The sequence below is a fragment of the Flavobacterium lacus genome (assembly GCF_003268815.1).
GTDB lineage: Bacteria > Bacteroidota > Bacteroidia > Flavobacteriales > Flavobacteriaceae > Flavobacterium > Flavobacterium lacus.
Window position 1 is genome coordinate 239621 of sequence record NZ_QLSV01000002.1, and the last position, 21406, is coordinate 261026.

Consider the following 21406-nt stretch of genomic DNA (forward strand, 5'->3'; position numbering starts at 1 on the left):
AAATGAAGAAGCAAACGAAAGTTATCGAATTACTAACAGCCACACCTGTTTTAACCGAAGTAACCGTAAAAGGTTGGGTTAGAACGTTTAGGAACAATCAATTTATTGCTTTAAATGATGGTTCTACCATCAATAATATCCAATGTGTTGTAGATTTTGAAAACACACCGGAAGAAACCTTAAAAAGAATTACCACCGGAGCAGCTGTTTCGTTAACCGGAACATTAGCAGAAAGTAAAGGAGCCGGCCAAAAAGTAGAAGTTCAAGTCTCAAAAATTGAAATTTTAGGCGATTCTGACGCAGAAAAATATCCGATGCAACCTAAGAAACATTCATTAGAATTTTTGAGAGAAAATGCTCATTTGCGTGTGCGAACCAATGCGTTTGGTGCAATTATGCGTGTGCGATCAACACTTTCATTTGCTGTTCATCAGTATTTTCAGGAAAGAGGTTTTTTCTATGTGAATACGCCAATCATTACAGGTTCTGATGCTGAAGGTGCGGGTGAAATGTTTAAAGTAACCGCACTTCCATTCGACAATACACCTAGAACAGAAGAAGGAAAAATAAATTATAAAGAAGATTTTTTTGGTAAAGAAACCAATCTAACCGTTTCCGGACAATTGGAAGCTGAAACGTATGCAATGGCTTTGGGTCAGGTTTACACGTTTGGGCCAACATTTAGAGCCGAAAATTCAAACACATCGCGTCATTTAGCTGAGTTTTGGATGATTGAACCGGAAGTAGCGTTTAATGAGTTGGCAGATAACATGGACTTAGCAGAAGATTTTATCAAATACGTTATCAAATATACGGTTGATAAACATGAAGATGATTTGAAATTTTTAGAACAACGGTTATTGGATGAAGAAAAAAACAAACCACAAGCAGAACGTAGCGAAATGAGTTTGTTGGAAAAATTAAATTTTGTCCTCGAAAATAATTTCAAACGAGTTACTTATACCGAAGCAATTGATATTTTAAGAAATTCAAAACCAAATAAAAACAAGAAATTTCAATATTTAATTGAAGAATGGGGTGCCGATTTGCAAAGTGAGCACGAACGTTTTTTAGTTGAAAAACACTTTAAATGTCCGGTAATTTTGTATGATTATCCGGCAAAAATTAAAGCATTCTATATGCGTTTGAATGACAATACAGAGCCAGGAAAAGAAACCGTTCGAGCAATGGACATTCTATTCCCGGGAATTGGTGAAATTGTTGGTGGTTCACAAAGAGAAGAACGTCATGATGTTTTAGTTGAAAAAATGAAAGCATTAGGAATTGATGAAGAAGAATTATGGTGGTATTTAGATACGCGTCGTTTTGGAACAGCGGTACACTCCGGTTTCGGTTTAGGATTTGAACGATTAGTTCTTTTTGTAACCGGAATGACTAACATTCGCGATGTAATTCCGTTTCCGAGAACACCGCAGAACGCAGAATTTTAATAATCGAGATTACGAGTTTAATAGGTTAAAAGTTTAGGAGGCACTGGGTTATTTACCTTACTTCAACTTATAAACCTTTAACCATTTAAACTTTTAAACATAAATAAAAAATGTTAAAACAAAATCTACAATTCAAATTATCTCAAAAATTATCTCCTCAACAAATTCAGTTGATGAAGTTAATTCAATTGCCTACGCAGGCTTTTGAACAACGATTAAAAGAGGAAATGAATGAAAATCCGGCATTGGAAGGCGGAAAAGAGGAAGATGAATTTGAAGATGAATTTGAAAAAGAAGAATTCGACGATTACGAAGAAGATGAATACGATCGAATTGATGCAGAAGACATTAATATTGATGAATACCTGAGTGACGATGAAACTCCGGAATATAAACTCCAAGCCAATAATTACAGCGATGATGACGAAGACCGTGAAACGCCTTTTGCTGCTCCGGTTACTTTTCATCAAGATTTAATCAACCAATTAAATACTTTTATCCTATCGGAAGAAGACAGAGAAATTGCTGAATTTTTGGTGGGAAGCATTGACGACATGGGTTACATTCGTAGAACGGTAGCTGATATTGTTGACGATTTAGCATTTACGCAAGGTATTTATACCGATGAACAAGCCGTTGAGCGAATTCTTCATGTTGTTCACGAATTAGAACCATCAGGTGTGGGAGCTCGTGATTTGCAAGAGTGTTTGTTGCTGCAACTTAAACATAAAACCCCAACAGAATCGGTTGATTTGGCTATTGATATTCTTGAAAATCAGTTTGAACAATTTACCAAAAAACATTATGATAAACTTCTTCATAAATACGGCGTTTCTCAAGACCAACTTAAAAAAGCAATTGAAGAAATTGAAAAGTTGAACCCCAAACCGGGCGGAGCTTTTACAGGAAACAACAAAATGATTGAACATGTTGTTCCCGATTTTACCATTCGAATTGTGGAAGGCGACCTTGAACTATTATTAAACGGCAGAAATGCACCGGAACTTCATGTTTCAAAAGATTATCAAGACATGTTGCGAACGTATAAAGATTCTCGTGACAAATCGAATGCTCAAAAAGATGCAGTTCAATTTATCAAACAAAAATTAGATTCTGCAAAATGGTTTATCGATGCTATTAGACAACGTCAGGAGACTTTGTTTGTCACAATGAATGCCATCATGCACTATCAGCAAGAATATTTTTTAGAAGGTGATGAAACCAAACTTCGTCCGATGATTCTAAAAGATATTGCCGATATGATTGGATTGGATATTTCCACCGTTTCCAGAGTTGCCAACAGTAAATATGTGGAAACTCCGTATGGAACGAAACTCATCAAAGAATTCTTTTCGGAATCAATGAAAAATGATCAAGGTGAAGACGTTTCTACGTTGGAAATTAAAAAAATTCTTCAAAATGTGATTGAGGAAGAAGACAAGCAAAAACCTCTTCCGGATGACCAGTTGGCTGAAATTCTAAAGGAAAAAGGCTATCCAATCGCCCGAAGAACTGTGGCCAAATACCGTGAACAATTAGATATTCCCGTTGCTCGCATGCGAAAAAAAATATAAATTATTTGAAAAGCATTCTCCCCATATTCTCCTATCTTTTTCATCCGCTGTTTATATCGGTTTATGCTTCTGCTTTCTTTTTTGTTTTGTTTTGGGATTTTTTTGCATTGCAGGAAATCTACCTTTATATGATTCAGATTGTGATTATTACGGTTCTGATTCCTATTTCATTATTTTATCTTCTTTTGTCTTTGGGAAAGGTGGATTCGATTATGATTGCACAAGTTTCACAACGAAAAATTCCATTAACCATCAATTGCATTTTATTACTTATTCTTACTCAAAAAAGCATCACAATTGATCGAATTCCTGAACTCTACTTTTTCTATTTTGGAGCTTTTTGGAGTACAATCTTAGCCATTATATTTCTATTCTTAAAGATAAAAGCGAGTTTACACATGCTTGGAATAGCAGCATTAACGTTTTTTATAATTGCATTAAGTTCAAGAGTAGAAGTACCTTTACTATATACTGTCGCTACTTTTATCACACTTAATGGATTTGTGGCTTCCTCCAGGTTACAAATGAAAGCTCACACCATGTTTGAATTATTTGTGGGTTTCTGTTGTGGAGCAATTCCGCAGTTTTGTTTGTGGTACTTTTGGTTATAAAATATAAAACTGCAGCCCTAAATTCAATGTACTCAATTCCATTGGAACTCCATCAAATTTTGCTTCCGATTTAAAAATAGTATTAAAACCATAATAGGCATAAAAATTCCAAGTATTATAACCCGTTGCAAGATATACACCATACTGAAAAGCATTAAATTGCTTGTTATTATTAATTTTAATATCACCGGAATTAGAGATAAACCGAGAGTTATTAAATAGCATATAGCTCAATTTAAAGCCCGTATATAATCTAAAAAACTTATGACTTTCCGGTGTAGATGTTCGCCAACGCACTTCAATTGGAAGATCTATATTGACAAATGAAAATTGATTTTTTTTAAATGAAACATCCGACTCTATAACCGTATAATTAAAACCTTGATTGAGGTCTGAAATAAGTAAGTTCTGATTATAGGCTTGATAAGCCAATCCTAAACCGGCAGCCAAAGCAAACGTTCTATTTTTATTTATGGGCATATCACGAAGAAAACCAAAATGTAATCCGGTAGAAAAACCATCTTGTGAGACACCTCTTGGTTTATTTTGTAAAACATTATAGGCAAATCCAAAATAGAATTGATCTTCGCGGTATAATGAATCTACTTTCTTTTCATAATACAACGAATCTTGTGCCAGCATTGCACATGAAAAGAAAAATAAAAAAAGACTTAACTTCATAAAAACTCATTTGAAATATAAAAATACAAAAAAAGCCACGCAAATGCGTGGCTTATGTATTTAAAATTATTGCATTAATTAGTTACTTTACCTTGATTGGTAGTATAATTAATTTTTAATGCTTCAACTTTTCTCAATTCTTGTTTGATTTCACCAACAAGACCCATTTTCACCTCTTTATCCACCTTTAACGAAGTAGTTAGAACTTTCTCTAATTCAGGATCTCTTGCGGCTCTTTCTGCCAAAACAAAATTCCTAATTTCAGAAACATCCGAAAGACGATCATTTAGTTGAATACGAGCACCTTCTCCATATTGTCTGCGGTATTGCTCATGCGGTTTTCCCGCAAAAATAAACATCACACGGTCTTTCTTTTCCAGTTTCGTTACCTGATCTGCTTTTGGTAAAGCATTTTGAATCATTAAATCATTATCTTTCATCACAGTAGCCACCATGAAGAAAAATAACAACATAAAAACAATATCGGGCAAAGATGCTGTCGAAATCGCTGGCACTTCGCCTCCTTTTTTCTTCTTAAATTTAGACATACTTCTAAAATTTACAATTAATTACGTTTCGGTTCTGCTTCAGAAAGCTTTTGAGGGAATAGTGTCTGTATATCTTTGATAAGAGGTTCAATTCTTGAACGTTGAGCTTCTTTTGTTTTCGGGTCATCAAACATTGCTTCTAATTCACGAAAAGTCTTCCCGTACCTTGCTTTACATTCTCTATCTCTCAAAAAATAGTAAGCCGCTACCAATTCATTTTGAACCGAAATATAAGCTTCATACGATGTTTCAGCATCATTTTGTAATGATATTACAGCTTTATCCGGGTTATCAGATGACGTTACGTCTCTTGTACCTTTACAATAACTGCAGGAACCATCTCCACCATTGTCAAGAAAAGCAATAGCCGCTTTTCTTAAATCTTTCAGATCCATAGGAACATCATCAACTAACAATTGATCATTTTTATTAATCAACACGGTGAAAATATTTTTCTCCTTAATTTCAGGTGGATCAACTACATCTTCAATGGGAGGTAACTTTCTGTTTATCCCCTGATCGGTTTGAATAGTTGTGGTTACAAGGAAGAAAATCAACAGCAGGAACGCAATATCTGCCATCGATCCGGCATTCACTTCCGGTGCACCAGCTCTGTTTTTTCTAGCCATTTTTTATTTTTTAATTCTTTTATATCCTGAGAAAAACATTAGTCCTACGGCAAATAAAGCTAATATATAAAAAGCATTTAAACCTGTACTAACCATTTTTGAGCCAAACGAAGAAACTTCTCCGCCATCTTTTAATGGCACGGGTGTTCCGTCAGCAAAAATAAAGGCGATTAGAATAACTCCTAAAAATGCTCCAACACTGATAAGTGTTTTTTTCAAGTCTTTTGAAGCTAGATTTTTAAGCGTGTATAACAACACCAATACAATTGCTATTGCAAGTGTTAAGTAGGCAACATAAATAAACGGCTCGATCATCCCTCCATCAGGAGCGTCAGAGGCCATAATTGTTGCCAGAAACACAATAGAAATTATACTTAATACAATAACTATTAATCTGGATAACTTTTTTAAGTTCATACTGATAGTTATTTTAAATTATCTTTTGTTTTTGTAATCTACAAGGATGTCAACCAAACTGATAGAAGCATCTTCCATATCGTTTACGATTGAATCGATTTTAGCAATAATATAGTTATAGAATACTTGAAGAATCATCGCAACAATAAGACCAAATACCGTTGTTAATAACGCTACTTTAATACCTCCTGCTACAAGTGATGCATCCATGTTACCGGCAGCTTCGATTTTATCGAATGCTTGAATCATCCCGATTACAGTTCCCATGAACCCTAACATCGGTGCTAAAGCGATAAATAATGAAATCCAAGATACGTTTTTCTCTAATTGACCCATTTGTACTCCTCCGTAAGAAACAACAGCTTTTTCAGCTGATTCAATACCATGGTCGATACGATCTAAACCTTGATAGAAGATTGATGCAACAGGACCAGCAGTATTTCTACATACTTCTTTTGCAGCATTTACACCACCAGATTGAAGAGCATCCTCAACATCTTTGATTAATTTTTTTGAATTTGTTGTAGAAAGATTTAAGTAAATAATTCTTTCAATAGCAATAGCTAAACCTAAAATTAAACACAACAAAACGATCCCCATAAATCCAGGACCCCCTTGAATAAATCTTTCTTTTAACTCTTGCGTAAATGGTTTGTCGGCCGCTACAGTTTCGTCGTCAGCGAGAGTTACTGCTTCTTCTGCAGAAGCTGGTGCTGCTGTTTCAACAGCCGGCTCAGTTGTTTGAGTTGTGTCTTCTTGTGCTTGAACTGTTCCAAACGTCATTAGACCTGTGATTGCCAAAATAGAAAATAATCTTTTCATTGCTTTTGTTCTTAATTTAATTAGTTAATCAGGTTAAAGGTATAAATTTATTTTTAATTAATCATACATTATAAAAAATGGCGGAGAGAAAGGGATTCGAACCCTTGATACCCTTTTGGAGTATACACACTTTCCAGGCGTGCTCCTTCGACCACTCGGACACCTCTCCGTATTGCTTACAACGTATTTTAAGAGTGCCAAATAACAAAAAAAAACTCACTTGGGAAAATTAATTTTGTTATTTTTATGACAATTCTCCCCGCAAAGAAGTTTCAAAAATGGTTTTGAACACTTTAGCAGAAACATTCTGCCCTAAAAGGTACATCAATTTTGTGATGGCTGCCTCCGTAGTGATGTCTTTTCCTGAGATTACTCCTATCTTTTTTAAATACGTACTCGTTTCATATTGCCCCATGTTGACACTTCCACCTGAACATTGTGTCACATTAATAACGTAAATTCCTTTTTTTATTGCCTTTTTTAAAACAGAAATAAACCATTCTTCTGTGGGAGCATTTCCTGATCCGTAGGTTTCTAAAACAATTCCTTTTAAATTAGGTATGTCGAATAAAGACGTTAAAACATTCTGATTTAGTCCCGGGAACATTTTTATAATTGCTACGTTCGAATCTAATTCCTTATGAACAACCATCTTTTTGGTTGTACTAACTTGAAATAGTGATTCGTTATTTATTTTAATATGCACTCCTGATTCGGCCAAAGCCGGAAAATTGGGTGATGCAAAAGCCATAAAATGTTCTGCATTAATTTTACTGGTTCGATTTCCTCTATATAATTTGTATTCAAAATAGAGGCAAACTTCTTTAAAAACAGGTTTTCCGTTTCTTTTAAGCGAAGCTATTTGAATCGCTGTAATTAAATTTTCTTTGGCATCGGTTCGCAAATCACCAATTGGCAGTTGAGAACCTGTAAACACGATTGGTTTTGATAGATTTTCAAACATGAAACTCAATGCTGAAGCAGAATACGACATCGTATCGGAGCCATGAAGCACTACAAACCCATCAAAATTTGCATAATTATCTTCAATAATTTGTGCCATTTCAATCCACTTTTGCGGATTCATGTTGGAAGAATCAATTGGTTTTTCAAACGAAATCGTTTCAATAGCACATTCCAATTGTTTTAATTCCGGAATTCGCTGAAGCAATTTCTTAAAATTAAAAGCCTTTAATGCACCGGTTTCAAAATCTTTCATCATACCGATGGTTCCTCCGGTATAAATTAAAAGTATGTTGGCTTTAGAATGCATTTTGATATTTCATCTTATTGGTCACCGGATTAGCATACATAGCCAAAAAACTTTCAACCATTTTTGGATTAGTTGAGTCAATTTTCATTTCTAACCTTCTTTCAAATAATGATTTTTCTTCTTCTGTATACAAATGATTATACTGATTGGAAGCATACATTAAATCATGAGCAATAAAGTTGGTTGGCCACAATTTGTAAGAACTCAATATAGAATCGTCAATCACTTGTGCTACAGCTTGAATCTGACGATTAGAATTGTCCTCGTTCGTTTTAATTTGATCCATTTCACTCTCTAAAACATCTCCGATATGCATGTGAATACGTTTTTTTTGCCCCATTATTCCGCTCAATAGTGTGATAAAATCTTCGTTTTTCTCTTTAATATATACTTCATTTTTTGCCTCAGCCATCAATTGAGGCATTTTTAAGGCATCGGTAGGGTCATATTCATACGAAATAGAAACAGGAACAATTTTTAATTTCTTAAAATAATCCATGACATTTTCCTCATCGCAACCCATTCCCAACATTTTTAAAACGCCTTGATGCGTAGCGTCATTTCCGTCTTTGGTTCTTCCTTCTCGTTGAGCAATCCAAACCGAGCGGTTTTCTCTTAATAATAATTGACCAATGTATTCCGACATCAATTTTGAACTTTGCAATAATTCTCTTGGTGATAATCCCCGTTGAACTAAAAAATTCCGATTGAGTTTTGATAATTTATATAAGAAATCCTTCTTAACTAAGTTGTCTCCAATTGCCGAAGCTGTCATCACCAAACCGTGTTCATACAAGGCCACATTAAGCAACGAAGTGTCTAAAATAATATCACGATGATTAGAAATGAATAAATAAGATGCATTTTTTTCCAACTTTTCAAACCCGGACGTGGTTAATCCTTCCGAACTGCGTTGAAGCACTTTTTGCACGGAATGATAAACAAAGTTTATTTGAAAATCCCTGATTGAATGTGTTTTTTGAAGTTGTTCTATCCAAACATTTTCATCAACATCCGGAAAAGTAAAGTTCATCAACGCTTTCATCATTGGATGATGAATCACCGAACGGATCCCTTCGTTTACTTCACTGTCGTAATAAGGTCGAATCGTATCAAATTTTGACATTAATCAGCTATTTATTTCACAAATGAACAAAAAAAATGTGACTTTTGAGGTAAGGTTACGTTAAAAGCCGAAAATTGCTTTTGAGTTTTGGGTTGTAATTTTTGCAATTTCTTCTACCGAAACACCATAAATAGTGGCTAATTTTTCGGCAACCAAAGTAACATAACTGCTTTCATTCCGCTTGCCGCGATAAGGAACAGGAGCTAAATAAGGTGAATCGGTTTCAAGAACAATATGTTTTATGTCTATTTGATGAAGAAATTGATCAATTTTTCCGTTTTTGAAAGTTACAACACCTCCAATTCCTAATTTCATATTGTATGAAATCGCTTGTTGAGCTTGTTCAAAATTTCCGGTGAAACAATGAAAAATTCCAAATAAATCATCGCTTTTTTCAGATTCTAATACTTCGAAAATTTCATCAAATGATTCGCGACAATGAATCACAATCGGCAATTTATATTTTTTGGCTAATTGAATTTGGTATTTAAAAGCTATTTTCTGAATTTCCAACGTAGTTTTATCCCAGTATAAATCGATACCAATTTCGCCAATAGCGATGAATTTTCGTTTGGATAATTCGGTTTCGATGTGATTTAATTCATCCAAATAATGCTCTTTCACGTAGCACGGATGCAATCCCATCATTAAAAAAACATTTTCCGGATAATTTTTTTCCAATTCATACATTGCGTTCGTGCAAGTGGAATCAATCGCCGGCACAAAAAAACGAGTTACTCCTTTTGAAATAGCTTTTTGCATCATTTCATTTCTATCAAAATCAAATTCTTCAGAATATAAATGGGTATGGGTGTCGGTGAAAATCATGCGGCAAAAATAAGTAAATTTCAAGAAAATATCTACAGCTTTGTTTTGACTTTAATTTGAATTACTTTTGAATTTCAAAATTGAAAAATGAAGAATTTACAAGAGCTTTTAAAAGATTCAGGATATAAAAAAATTGCTTTTAAGGTTTCTAAGACCCAACATTTGTTGATAAAAGCTACTATAAATGGTGTGAAAGGAAATTTTATTTTAGATACCGGTGCCTCCAACAGTTGCATTGGATTTGATCAAGTTGAGCATTTTAATGTAAATGCCAAAGCTTCTAAAACCAAAGCAGCAGGTGCCGGAGCAACGGGAATGGAAACGCAGATCGGCAAAAATGTAGCGTTAAAAATTGGCAGATGGAAAACCAAAAATTTGCATTTGGTTATTTTTGATTTAACGCATGTGAATTTAGCCTTGACACAATACAAAGCCAAACCCGTTCACGGAATTATTGGAGCCGATGTTTTGCTGGATGGAAAAGCGATTATTGATTATTATAACCATTGTTTGTATTTGAATGAATGAGAACTAAAAAAAATGGCATTATTTTTGGAAATCTCACTTCATATTACTTAATTTTAGAACTTTAAATCAATTGTATATGAAACTAAAAACTACTCTTACTTGTGTGTTACTTATTGTGTCAGCCTTTTCCTTTGGGCAGATTCAGCCATTTGGTCATCTGACAATATTTTCAGAAGACGGTGATAAATTCTACTTAATTCTAAACGGTGAACGAATGAATGATGAGCCACAAACGAACCTTCGTGTAGAAGAATTAGTACAACCGTATTACAACGCTAAAATTATTTTTGAAGATAAAACGCGTCAGGAAATCTCTAAAAACTTCCTTCAAATTGCGGATGTAGATGGTGCTTTTATGGACGTAACCTATAAAATACGTCGTGATAAAAACAAACCATCGAAAATGAAATTGAATTTCTTTTCGATGATACCTGTCGTGGACGGTTTTATACCACCTTCCAATGTTTTTGTTAGACGTTGGGGTCAGCCAGCACCACCTCAACAAGTGATTGTGCAACAAACCGCTCCGGTTGGCGTTGTGCAGCAAACCACTACAACAACTACATCAGTTGGCGGAGTAAATGCCGGTGTGAGTGTTGGAGGTGTTGGTGTGAATATTTCGATAAATGACCCATTTATGTCGGGTAGTACCACCATTACAGAAACTACAACGGTTACAACCGGTGGTGGTGCGGTTGTCGTACAAGAGCCTTTGCAAGAAGGATGCTATGGTGCAATACCGATGAATAACGGCAATTTTAACAGTGCTTTACAAACCATCAGAAACCAAGGCTTTGACGAATCTAGACTAAAAACAGCCAAACAAATTGCCCAAAACAATTGTTTGAATACGAATCAAATTGTGGAAATTTGTAAAATTTTTGGATTTGAAGAAACGCGTTTAGATTTTGCAAAATTTGCTTTTGATGCATGTGTTGAACCTCAAAATTACTTTAAAGTAAATAATGTGTTTGATTTTACCTCGAGTGCAGATGAATTGAATGATTTTATTTCTAGGAGATAGTAAAATTATTTTATAAAAAATCCCGATTAGAAAATTCTAATCGGGATTTTATTTTTATAGAAATTGGAAAACTATAGTTCCAATGCTTTTTTAGGATTGTTGTCCATCAACAATTCGGTTGGGTTTTCTAATCCTTCTTTCACAGCAACTAAGAATCCAACTGATTCTCTACCATCGATGATTCGGTGATCATAAGACAACGCCACATACATCATTGGAGCAATCACTACTTGACCGTTTACAGCAATTGGACGCTCAATAATATTATGCATTCCTAAAATTCCTGATTGAGGTGGGTTGATGATTGGTGTAGAAAGCATACTTCCGAATACACCGCCATTTGAAATAGTAAATGTTCCTCCGGTCATATCATCTACTGTGATTTGACCATCACGAGCACGAATGGCCAAACGTTTAATTTCTGCTTCAATTCCACGGAATGATAATGTTTCTGCATTTCTCACCACAGGTACCATTAATCCTTTTGGTCCGGAAACTGCCACAGAAATATCACAGAAATCATAAGCAATTTTGTGATCGCCATCGATCATAGAATTGACATCCGGATAAAGTTGTAAAGCTCTGGTTACAGCTTTGGTAAAGAAAGACATAAAGCCTAAGCCTAAACCGTGTTTGTCTTTAAAAGCATCTTTGAATTCGGTTCTTAATTTATTTACGTTGGTTAAATTAACTTCGTTAAACGTAGTTAACATTGCGGTTTCGTTTTTAGCCGAAACTAATCTTTCAGCTACTTTACGACGCAACATGGATAATTTTGTGCGTTCTGAACCACGACTGCCGCCGGTTGGTGTTCCCATGGATGGCGTAGCATTTACTGCATCATCCTTGGTGATTCTTCCACCTTTTCCGGATCCAACGATATCGGAAGGTTGAATGTTTTTTTCGTCTAAAATTTTACGAGCAGCGGGTGAAGGTGCTTGTGTTGCATAAGTTTTTTCAGGAGCTGGAGCTACTTTCTTTTCTTCGGCTTTTGGTGCTTCTGCTTTTGGTGCTTCGGCAACTGGTTTTACCTCCGCTTTTGGTGCATCACCGCTTGGCTTTGCAGCTGACGTATCGATTAAACAAACGACTGCTCCAACAGCTACGGCATCGCCTTCTTCTGCTTTTAGGGTGATGATTCCACTTGCCTCAGCAGGTAATTCCAAGGTAGCTTTATCTGAATCGACCTCAGCAATGGCTTGGTCTTTTTCTACGTAATCGCCGTCTTGTACTAACCAAGTTGCTATTTCCACTTCTTTTATAGATTCTCCCGGAGAGGGAACTTTCATTTCTAAAATCATCGTATTATATTTTAAATTATGAATTTTATGTTTTATTCTGTGTTGTTGTCTATTTTTAGCCCTGATAGCAGCGAAAATCCTTTTGGCTTTTTTTGTTAGTTTTTGTTGGCAAAAAAAAGCGACCCTGGGAGCTCTTTTTTTGACTTACAAAAACAACAAAAAAGGGTAAAAGATTGAAGCGGATAGCAGGATTAGCTTCTTATCTAAATAAATTTTTGTCAAATACCATTCTAATTGCATCGGCATGGCGTCTTCTGTCTCTGGTGTGACTTCCTGCGGCTGGCGCTGCATAGGCTTTTAACGAGGCTAATCGCCATTTTACTAAGTCAAAATTCATTAACATAAAACTGTATGCTCCCATATTTTTGGGTTCTTCTTGTGCCCAAACGTAATCGTCGGCGTTGGGATAGTTGGCGATGATTTCTTTTAACTGCTCGACCGGTAGCGGGAACAATTGCTCGATTCGAACCAAAGCTACGTCATTTCTTCCTAAGTTTTCTCTTTCGGCTAGGATGTCGTAGTAGAATTTTCCGGTACAGAACACGAGTGTTTTTACTTTCTTTTTGTCCACGGAATTGTCGTCGATGGTTTCTTGGAAACTTCCGTTGTATAGTTCTTCTTTGGTTGACACACACAAGGGGTGACGCAACAAGCTTTTTGGTGAAAACACCACTAACGGTTTGCGGAACTTGGTTTTCATTTGTCTTCTTAACAAATGAAAAAAGTTTGCTGGCGTTGTACAATCGGCTACATACATGTTATGCCGGGCACAAAGTTGTAAGAAACGCTCCATTCTGGCAGAAGAGTGCTCGGCACCTTGACCTTCGTAACCGTGCGGTAATAATAGCACGATTCCGTTTTGGTTGTTCCATTTGTCTTCGCCACACGAAATGTATTGGTCAATCATAATTTGGGCTCCGTTGGAGAAATCGCCAAACTGGGCTTCCCAAATGGTTAATGCGTTTGGATTGGCTAAGGCGTAACCGTAATCAAAACCTAAAACACCATATTCTGAAAGGAAGGAATTAAATACGTTGAATTTCCCTTTTTTATCTTTTAATCCGTCTAATGGAATTACTTCTTCTTCGCTGTCTTCCACCTTTACAACAGCGTGACGGTGGGAGAACGTTCCTCTTTCAACATCTTGACCAGAGATGCGAACATCATAACCTTCAGTTAATAAAGTTCCGTAGGCCAATGTTTCGGCTGTTCCCCAGTCAATGGTATCATTATCGTACATTGTTTTTCTGTCGGTAATGATTTTGTTGATTTTACTTATGAATTTTTTATCGGATGGCAAAGTCGAGATAGTTTCTAGTATGGCATCTAATTTTTCTTTATCAAAGGTAGTCTCTACTTTTTTCAACATTTCATCGTCGCTCACTTGCTCAAATCCGTCCCATTCATTTTGCATAAAGGGCGTGATGATGGTCAGCTCTTTTTTACGAGAAGCTTCGAGGTTTTGATCTAATTTGGCTTTGTAATCACTTTCAATTTTGTTTATATACGCTTGGTCTACAATACCATCAACAATTAGCTTTTCAGCATAAATATCTCTTGGATTACTGTGTTTTGCAATGATTTTGTATAAAACCGGTTGCGTAAAACGAGGTTCATCGCCTTCGTTATGCCCATATTTTCTATAGCCTAATAAATCGATAAACACATCTCTTCCAAAGGTCATTCGGAAATCCAAGGCAAAAAGCATCGCATGAACAACCGCCTCAGTATCATCTGCATTCACATGTAATACCGGCGAAAGTGTCACTTTTGCAACATCCGTACAATAAACAGAAGAACGTGCATCTAAATAATTAGTAGTAAAACCTACTTGATTATTGATAACAATATGAATAGTCCCACCGGTTTTATAACCGTCTAATTGCGACATTTGAACAATTTCATACACGATTCCTTGTCCGGCTACTGCGGCATCACCGTGAACGGCGATTGGCAACACTTTAGAGAAATCATTCGGGAAATATTTGTCTTGTTTTGCTCTGGTAATTCCTTCAATCACCGCACCAACCGTTTCTAAGTGAGAAGGGTTTGGAGCCAAATTGATGTTGATGTTTTTACCGGATTTTGTTTTTCTATCGGCCGTTAACCCTAAATGGTATTTTACGTCGCCGTCAAAATATTCTTTATCATAATCTTTTCCGTCAAATTCGGAGAAAATGTCTTGAGTTGGTTTGCCAAAAATATTGGCTAAGATGTTGAGACGACCACGGTGAGCCATTCCCATCACGAATTGCTCTACGCCTTTTTCGGCAGCTGATTCAATTAATGCATCTAAAGCAGGAATGATGCTCTCTCCTCCTTCTAATGAAAAACGTTTTTGACCTACATATTTTGTATGTAAAAAGTTTTCGAAAGAAACCGCTTCGTTTAATTTATTAAGAATGTGCTTTTTCTGATCTCCAGAGAAAGCAGGTAAATTATCGTTGATATTTAATCGTCGTTGAATCCATTCAATTACTTCCGGTTTACGGATGTACATGTATTCAATTCCGATGGATTGGCAATAGACATTATCTAAATGCCTGATAATTTGACGTAACGTTTGAGGCTCATGACCCAATACTTTGGCAGCATCAAAAACAGTTTCTAAATCAGACGTTGCTAATCCGAAATTTTCGACGGCTAATGTTGGAGCATACACTCTTCGTTCGCGTACCGGATTTGTCTTGGTAAATAAATGACCACGCGTTCGGTAGGCATCTATTAATTTGAGAACATTAAATTCTTTTTGTAATTTATCAGAAACCAGACTACAGTCTTGATTTCCAGCAGAAAAATCAGCTAGTTGTGTAACGGCTTCATTGTCGCTTGCCGATTCTAGACCAAAATCGAACCCTTGAAAAAAGGCTCTCCAACTTGGTTCAACAGCATCCGGATTAACGGTATATTGTTCGTATAAATCGGCAAAAAATTGAGTGTGTGCTGCGTTTAAAAAGGAAAACCTATCCATAATTAGTAGTAATAAACCTTATTTGTTAGAAATAGTTTTGCAAAAGTACGATAATTGAAATAATCTTTCATTTATTTTTGCATACTTTTATGTTTTAAATTGCTAAAAAGATATAGATATGAAAAACGCTGGAAAACTTCCTTTTTTAATTATCATTTTGTTTTTTATATTCTGTGTGGAAAACACAGTTGCTCAGTCAGAAGAGTCAGTTTCAACCGATCAAAAAAGTGAATTTTGGTCAAAAGTTCGTTTCGGAGGTGGTTTTGGATTAGCCTTTGGAAATAATTTCACCGATATTACATTAGCACCGGGAGCGATTTATGATTTTAACGAATACATTAGTTTAGGTTTTGGCTTGCAAGGAAGTTATGTACGACAAAAGAATTTTTTTGAATCGTATATTTATGGACCAAACATGATTGTTTTGGGAAATCCCATTCCGGAAATACAACTTTCAGCAGAATTGGAACAATTGCGAGTAAATTCGACCTTTCAAGATAATTTTGGCTCTTTTAAAGATAATTTTTGGAATACCGGATTATTTTTAGGTGTAGGTTATGTTTCGGATAATGTTACAATAGGTTTGCGTTATAATGTGCTTCACAATAAAGATAAAAATGTTTATTCTGAAGCTTGGATGCCGTTTGTTAGAGTTTATTTCTAAACCAAACTTTCTGCCATTCTCTTTTTAAAATTAAAAAAGCCACTTGTTCAGCCAGTTCTGCGATATCATCTCCGTTGAGTTTTTTGACTTCTTCTTCGGAAACATCAATGATATAAAGCAAATTCAAATATTCAGCAAATTTGTATTGAATAAGTCGATATACTTTCTCGTGCAATTGAATTTTTAATTCGTTTGGCGATGTGCTTAGTGGGAAATCAACCGGTTCGTTGGCAAAATTGAAATCTTTGTTGAGTTGTTCAATGAGTTTGAGGTAAAGATTTTCTTTTTCTGCTTCGGTTAGAAGATGGTCGGTTGATGTTGGGATGGGATACATTTAATTTTTTATTTTAATGGAACACGGATAGGTTGGATTAAATGGATTTACGCTGATATTTTTGTTCGCAAGCGAAAATGGATTTAGATGGATTTTATTTTTGTTAGATTTTTATTTTATGTCAACGCCTAACTAAAAACGCCTAACTCCCGACTGAAAACTACCTGCTTCGCAGGAGATTACTACGCCAGTTCGCTTTCGCTCGTATTCTATTTCGACTTCATCCTCTTGCGGAATGACAAAGAACCCGAAACCCGCAACTTGCAAACCCGCAACTTACACATCCCTCTTCATCAACTTTTCTCCAAAGCTTCGCAAAACCATTTTTTTGTCTTCTCCTATTTGCATTTTAGATAAAGTTTCGAAAGCTCTCATCGTGAACTCTTCTATAGCCTTTTGCGTTGCTTTTGATGCTCCGGTTTGATTGAAAAATTCTTTTACCGATTCAATTTTTTCTGAATTATCATTAGGTTGAATGGAATATAAATGTAACAATTGCTCACGTTCATCTGCTTTGGCGAATTCGATTGCTTTTAAGTAAAGATAGGTTTTTTTGTTTTCAATAATATCGCCACCAACTTGTTTGCCAAAGGTTTCAGGATTTCCGAAACAATCTAAATAATCATCTTGCAATTGAAAGGCGATGCCCAAATTCAATCCGAAATCATAAATTAAATTACCGTTTTCTTCTGATGTTTCGGCAATAATGGCTCCCATTTTCATAGCTGCTCCCACCAAAACGGCGGTTTTATATTCAATCATTTTTAAATATTCAGGAATCGTAACGTCATCACGAGTTTCAAAATCAACGTCGTATTGCTGACCTTCGCAGACTTCTAAAGCAGTTTTGCTGAACAATTTAGCTAATTCTCTAAAAGTGCTTGGTTCGTAATTCTCAAAATATTGATAGGCCAAAATTAACATCGCATCACCAGATAAAATGCCGGTGTTCAAATTCCACTTTTCGTGTACGGTTTCTTTACCTCTTCTCAGTGGAGCATCATCCATAATATCATCATGAACTAATGAGAAATTATGAAAAACTTCAACCGCAGTAGCCGCCGGAAGTGCTTTTTTATAGTCCACATCAAAAACCTCAGCGGCCATTAATGTTAAAACTGGACGCATTCTTTTTCCGCCTAAACCTAAAATATAGGTAATTGGTTGGTAAAGATGAGTGGGTTCTTTCAGAATTTTTTGCCCTTCTAGATAGTTTAAAAATTGTTCCTGATAGGCTGCTATTGAATGCATTTGGTGACGCTTTTTGTTTTTAGGAATACAAAGAAAATCAAAAAAACCCGAAACCGAAAATATATCATCCGTTTCAATTCAAAACAAATGTTAAATAAATGTAAATACTTTGGAAACTATTTTGGTGTTAAAAGTTTCCGAATTACTTTTGTGCGGAAATTTAAACTTCTGATTTCGTGCTAGTCTAAAATAAAGAAAAGAAAATGCAAGAACAAATTATTGAAAAAGCAACGGAAATGTATTTAACACTAGGTTTTAAAAGTGTTACAATGGATGATATTGCCAATGAAATGGGAATTTCAAAGAAAACAATTTACCAACACTTTGCCAATAAAAATGATTTGGTAGAAGCGGTAACGATGCAAATGTTTGATTCAATTTCATGTGGAATTGATGAAATATGTCAGCCTGAAAAAAATGCCATTGAAGAATTGTTTGAAATCAAAGATTTTGTTTTACACAAATTGAAAGATGAAAAAGCATCACCCATCTTTCAATTACAAAAATATTTTCCAAAAATTTATAAAACATTACACGGTAAAGAATATTGCAAAATGCAAGATTGTGTCGTAACCAATTTAAAAAAAGGAGTAGCAACTGATTTGTATCGTTCTAACATTGACATTGACTTTATCAGTAGAATTTATTATTCCTGCGTTCATGCTTTAAAAGATAAAAATGTTTTTTTAGATGAAACCTATAATTTTAGGATGTTAGAAGAACTCTATCTCGATTATCACATCCGGGCTATTTCAACTGAGAAAGGATTAAAAGTTTTAGAAAAAATCACACAAAAATCAAACTAATCATCAATCAATACTCATGAAGAAATTATCACTCTTCCTCTTGCTCGCTTGTCTAGGTATTCAAGCTCAAGAAACTAAACAAAGTTATTCGTTTTCGCTAAAGCAAGCGATCGAACATGCTTTACAATATAATTACTCGGTCATCAATTCCGGTCGTGATATTGAAGCCGCCAAAAAGAAAAAATGGGAAACCACAGCATCGGGTTTACCACAAATTAATGCGGGTTTAGATTATGCAAATAATTTTAAACTGCAAACACAAGCCGTTTCAGGTAATTTATTTGATCCCGATGGCGATCCAAACCAAATTTCAACATTTGCTTTTGGCACCAAGCATTCTATGGTAGCTCGTTCAACTTTAAGTCAACTAATTTTTGATGGTTCTTATATTGTTGCTCTCCAAGCTTCAAAAACGTATTTGCAATATTATGAAAGTTCCAAAAAGAAAACCGATTTACAAGTGCGTGAAATGATTATCAATTCCTATGGAAATGTGTTATTAGCAGAAGAGAATATTGCAATTTTAGAAAAAAACAAAGCTACATTGGATAAAACATTATTTGACACTGAACAAACGTTTAAAAACGGTTTAATTGAAGAAGAAAATGTTGAACAACTAAAAATTACACTTTCCAGTATTAACAGCAGTTTGAATTATACGAAACGATTAAAAGATATTTCGTATAATATGCTAAAAATAAATCTGGGGATTGAATTGGAAGAGGAGCTTTCTTTAACAGACAAATTAGAAAATCTGACAACTTCTAATTTGGACATGGCTTTAACAGGATCATCATTTGAAGTAAAAAACAGTATCGATTATGCACTTTCAACCAACTTTGTAGAACAACGAACATTGGAAATGAAATTGGAAAAAAGCAAGTTTTTACCTTCGCTTTCAGCCAATCTGAATTTTGGATATAATGCTTTTGGTGATCAATTTGCGTTCTTTACACAAAATCAAAGATGGTTCAACTATTCCAATTTAGGTGTTGGTCTAAACGTTCCGATTTTTAGCAGTTTTGGTAAAAATGCAAAAGTGCAACAATCAAAAATTGCATTAGAGCAAGCCCAAACTCAGTTAACAGAAACCGAACAACGTTTAAAACTTCAATACCAAAATGCCAAAAGTGATTATGAATATAGTGTAGAACAATATTTCAGTTCAAAAGAAAACTTATCCTTGGCAGAACGCATCGAGAAAAAACAACAAGTAAAATTTACCGAAGGTCTTTCAACTAGTTTTGAGTTTACAGACGCTCAACGTCAATTATATTCTGCTCAACAAAGCTATTTACAATCGATGGTGGACGTCATCAGTAGAAAAGCTGCTCTAGAAAAAGCAATTGGAAAAACAAATTAAATCAATCAAAACTCAACCTTTATATCATGAAAAAAATTTTATACTTAGCTGCTTTTTCACTTTTCCTTTCAGCTTGTTCAGGCGAAAAAGGTGAAGTTAATGTGGATGATATTGTTCAATCGAAAGATTTAAATCAAATCAAAACATCTCGTGAAATCGTTCATAAAGAATATGAAAAACTTGTTGCCGATTTAGCAAAATTAGATAAAGCTATCGCCGAATTAGATCCGAACAAAAAAAATCCGTTAGTAAAAACGGTTACTTTAAAAGATTCTTTGTTCACGCACTACATCGAAATTCAAGGTAATGTTGAAACCAAAGAAAATATCGTAATCAGTCCGGAATATTCAGGAATTCTTACACAAGTATATGTAAAAGCCGGTCAAAAAGTTTCTAAAGGACAACTTTTAGCACGAATTGACGATGGTGGAATGGGTTCGCAATTGGCCCAAGCCGAAACACAACTCGCTTTGGCTAGAACCACTTTTGAACGGCAAAAAAATCTTTGGGACCAAAAAATAGGTTCAGAAATTCAGTTTTTACAAGCTAAAACTTCGTTGGAAAGTCAGCAAAAAGTAGTTTCTCAAATTAAATCGCAATTAAATAAAACCAATGTAACAGCCCCTTTTTCAGGAACTATTGATGAAGTAATTACAGAAAAAGGAAAAGTAGTGGCTCCGGGAATGAATTTGTTTAGAATCGTCAACTTAAATAACATGTACGTAACTGCAAACGTTCCTGAAAATTACATCAGTCAATTAAAAGTAGGTGCTGTTGTAGAAGTATATTTGAATTCATTAGGGAAAACATACCAAGGAAAAGTACGTCAGGTGGGCAATTACATCAACCCAAATAACCGAACATTCGGAATTGAAATTGCATTACCTAACCCGGATAATTTACTTCGCCCTAACCAAGTTGCCGTGTTAAAAATTGAAGATTATAAAAATCCGAAAGCGTTATTGCTTCCTGAAAATATCATTCAAGAAAATGCCAGTGGAAACAAAATTGTGTATGTTGTTAAAGATGTTGACAGCAAAAACACGGCAAAAGCAATTCAAAAAACCGTGGAGCTAGGTTACACTAGTGGAGCTTATGTTGAAATAAAATCAGGTTTAGAACCCGGAGAAACGGTAGTTACTGATGGTGCAAAATCATTGAAAGACGGCATTAATGTTGAAGTAATCAAGTAAATAAACGCATA

General features: G+C 35.1%; 21 protein-coding genes and 1 tRNA gene. 9 read left to right on the forward strand and 13 right to left on the reverse strand.

All coding sequences use genetic code 11. From position 1 onward, the window contains the following. The first annotated feature begins 2 nt into the window (after nt 1-2). The 3 genes from asnS to B0I10_RS02725 all read left to right on the forward strand — a co-directional run bounded on the left by asnS (nt 3) and on the right by B0I10_RS02725 (nt 3636). Complete coding sequence (gene asnS, locus B0I10_RS02715; RefSeq protein WP_112084957.1) at nt 3-1451, forward strand: asparagine--tRNA ligase; 1449 nt, start codon at nt 3-5, stop codon at nt 1449-1451. A 110-nt stretch (nt 1452-1561) separates the two neighbouring features. Next, nucleotides 1562-3025, forward strand: coding sequence for an RNA polymerase factor sigma-54 (gene rpoN / locus B0I10_RS02720; RefSeq protein WP_112084958.1), 1464 nt, complete (start codon nt 1562-1564; stop codon nt 3023-3025). 5 nt (nt 3026-3030) lie between these two features. After that, nucleotides 3031-3636 (forward strand): hypothetical protein, encoded by a 606-nt coding sequence (locus tag B0I10_RS02725; RefSeq protein WP_112084959.1) that lies wholly within the window; start codon nt 3031-3033, stop codon nt 3634-3636. On the opposite strand, the gene B0I10_RS02730 is transcribed toward B0I10_RS02725, so the two are convergent. The 9 genes from B0I10_RS02730 to B0I10_RS02770 form a co-directional block, all read right to left on the reverse strand. Further along, nucleotides 3631-4317, reverse strand: coding sequence for a porin family protein (locus B0I10_RS02730; protein WP_112084960.1), 687 nt, complete (start codon nt 4315-4317; stop codon nt 3631-3633). The two genes, B0I10_RS02725 and B0I10_RS02730, sit on opposite strands and share 6 nt — an antisense overlap. Before the next feature lie 74 nt (nt 4318-4391). Beyond that, nucleotides 4392-4865: an ExbD/TolR family protein gene (locus B0I10_RS02735; protein ID WP_112084961.1), complete on the reverse strand. Its 474-nt coding sequence runs from the start codon at nt 4863-4865 to the stop codon at nt 4392-4394. Between the two features lie 17 nt (nt 4866-4882). Next, the gene (locus tag B0I10_RS02740) at nt 4883-5494 is read right to left on the reverse strand and encodes an ExbD/TolR family protein (protein WP_112084962.1); all 612 of its coding nucleotides are present in this window, start codon (nt 5492-5494) and stop codon (nt 4883-4885) included. Nucleotides 5495-5497: 3 nt separating this feature from the next. Then, nucleotides 5498-5911 (reverse strand): hypothetical protein, encoded by a 414-nt coding sequence (locus tag B0I10_RS02745; RefSeq protein WP_146740298.1) that lies wholly within the window; start codon nt 5909-5911, stop codon nt 5498-5500. An 18-nt stretch (nt 5912-5929) separates the two neighbouring features. Then, entirely contained in the window at nt 5930-6733 is an 804-nt protein-coding gene (locus B0I10_RS02750) for a MotA/TolQ/ExbB proton channel family protein (RefSeq protein WP_112084964.1), read from the reverse strand. A 78-nt stretch (nt 6734-6811) separates the two neighbouring features. Continuing rightward, nucleotides 6812-6902, reverse strand: a tRNA-Ser gene (locus B0I10_RS02755). Between the two features lie 75 nt (nt 6903-6977). Next, nucleotides 6978-8006: an asparaginase gene (locus tag B0I10_RS02760; protein WP_112084965.1), complete on the reverse strand. Its 1029-nt coding sequence runs from the start codon at nt 8004-8006 to the stop codon at nt 6978-6980. Then, complete coding sequence (locus B0I10_RS02765) at nt 7996-9132, reverse strand: 1-acyl-sn-glycerol-3-phosphate acyltransferase (protein ID WP_112084966.1); 1137 nt, start codon at nt 9130-9132, stop codon at nt 7996-7998. The genes B0I10_RS02760 and B0I10_RS02765 overlap by 11 nt, the downstream gene beginning before the upstream one ends. A gap of 60 nt (nt 9133-9192) precedes the next feature. Beyond that, entirely contained in the window at nt 9193-9960 is a 768-nt protein-coding gene (locus B0I10_RS02770; protein ID WP_112084967.1) for a TatD family hydrolase, read from the reverse strand. Nucleotides 9961-10047: 87 nt separating this feature from the next. On the opposite strand from B0I10_RS02770, the gene B0I10_RS02775 reads away from it, so the two are divergent. Both B0I10_RS02775 and B0I10_RS02780 read left to right on the forward strand, forming a co-directional pair. After that, the gene (locus tag B0I10_RS02775; RefSeq protein ID WP_112084968.1) at nt 10048-10488 is read left to right on the forward strand and encodes a retropepsin-like aspartic protease; all 441 of its coding nucleotides are present in this window, start codon (nt 10048-10050) and stop codon (nt 10486-10488) included. A gap of 76 nt (nt 10489-10564) precedes the next feature. After that, nucleotides 10565-11512, forward strand: coding sequence for a DUF4476 domain-containing protein (locus B0I10_RS02780; protein ID WP_112084969.1), 948 nt, complete (start codon nt 10565-10567; stop codon nt 11510-11512). A 71-nt stretch (nt 11513-11583) separates the two neighbouring features. On the opposite strand, the gene odhB is transcribed toward B0I10_RS02780, so the two are convergent. Further along, nucleotides 11584-12813 carry a 2-oxoglutarate dehydrogenase complex dihydrolipoyllysine-residue succinyltransferase gene (gene odhB / locus B0I10_RS02785; protein ID WP_112084970.1) on the reverse strand — a complete coding sequence of 410 codons (1230 nt, stop codon included), beginning with the start codon at nt 12811-12813 and terminating at the stop codon, nt 11584-11586. A gap of 199 nt (nt 12814-13012) precedes the next feature. Further along, nucleotides 13013-15784, reverse strand: a complete 2772-nt coding sequence (locus tag B0I10_RS02790) for a 2-oxoglutarate dehydrogenase E1 component (protein WP_112084971.1) — start codon at nt 15782-15784, stop codon at nt 13013-13015. Nucleotides 15785-15902: 118 nt separating this feature from the next. Here B0I10_RS02790 and B0I10_RS02795 point away from each other — a divergent pair, with 118 nt between their 5' ends. Further along, nucleotides 15903-16448 (forward strand): hypothetical protein, encoded by a 546-nt coding sequence (locus B0I10_RS02795; RefSeq protein ID WP_112084972.1) that lies wholly within the window; start codon nt 15903-15905, stop codon nt 16446-16448. Here B0I10_RS02795 and B0I10_RS02800 read toward each other — a convergent pair. Both B0I10_RS02800 and B0I10_RS02805 read right to left on the reverse strand, forming a co-directional pair. Then, nucleotides 16432-16782, reverse strand: coding sequence for a hypothetical protein (locus B0I10_RS02800; RefSeq protein ID WP_112084973.1), 351 nt, complete (start codon nt 16780-16782; stop codon nt 16432-16434). The genes B0I10_RS02795 and B0I10_RS02800 overlap by 17 nt on opposite strands. Nucleotides 16783-17058: 276 nt before the next feature. Next, nucleotides 17059-18033: a polyprenyl synthetase family protein gene (locus B0I10_RS02805; protein ID WP_112084974.1), complete on the reverse strand. Its 975-nt coding sequence runs from the start codon at nt 18031-18033 to the stop codon at nt 17059-17061. A gap of 203 nt (nt 18034-18236) precedes the next feature. On the opposite strand from B0I10_RS02805, the gene B0I10_RS02815 reads away from it, so the two are divergent. From B0I10_RS02815 to B0I10_RS02825, 3 genes are read left to right on the forward strand one after another with little or no spacing between them, the layout of a single operon-like run. Further along, nucleotides 18237-18839 (forward strand): TetR/AcrR family transcriptional regulator, encoded by a 603-nt coding sequence (locus B0I10_RS02815; RefSeq protein ID WP_112084976.1) that lies wholly within the window; start codon nt 18237-18239, stop codon nt 18837-18839. A 16-nt stretch (nt 18840-18855) separates the two neighbouring features. After that, nucleotides 18856-20202 (forward strand): TolC family protein, encoded by a 1347-nt coding sequence (locus tag B0I10_RS02820; protein WP_112084977.1) that lies wholly within the window; start codon nt 18856-18858, stop codon nt 20200-20202. A gap of 26 nt (nt 20203-20228) precedes the next feature. Beyond that, a complete protein-coding gene (locus tag B0I10_RS02825) occupies nt 20229-21395 on the forward strand; it encodes an efflux RND transporter periplasmic adaptor subunit (protein ID WP_112084978.1) in 1167 nt (388 codons plus the stop codon). Nucleotides 21396-21406 lie beyond the last annotated feature (11 nt).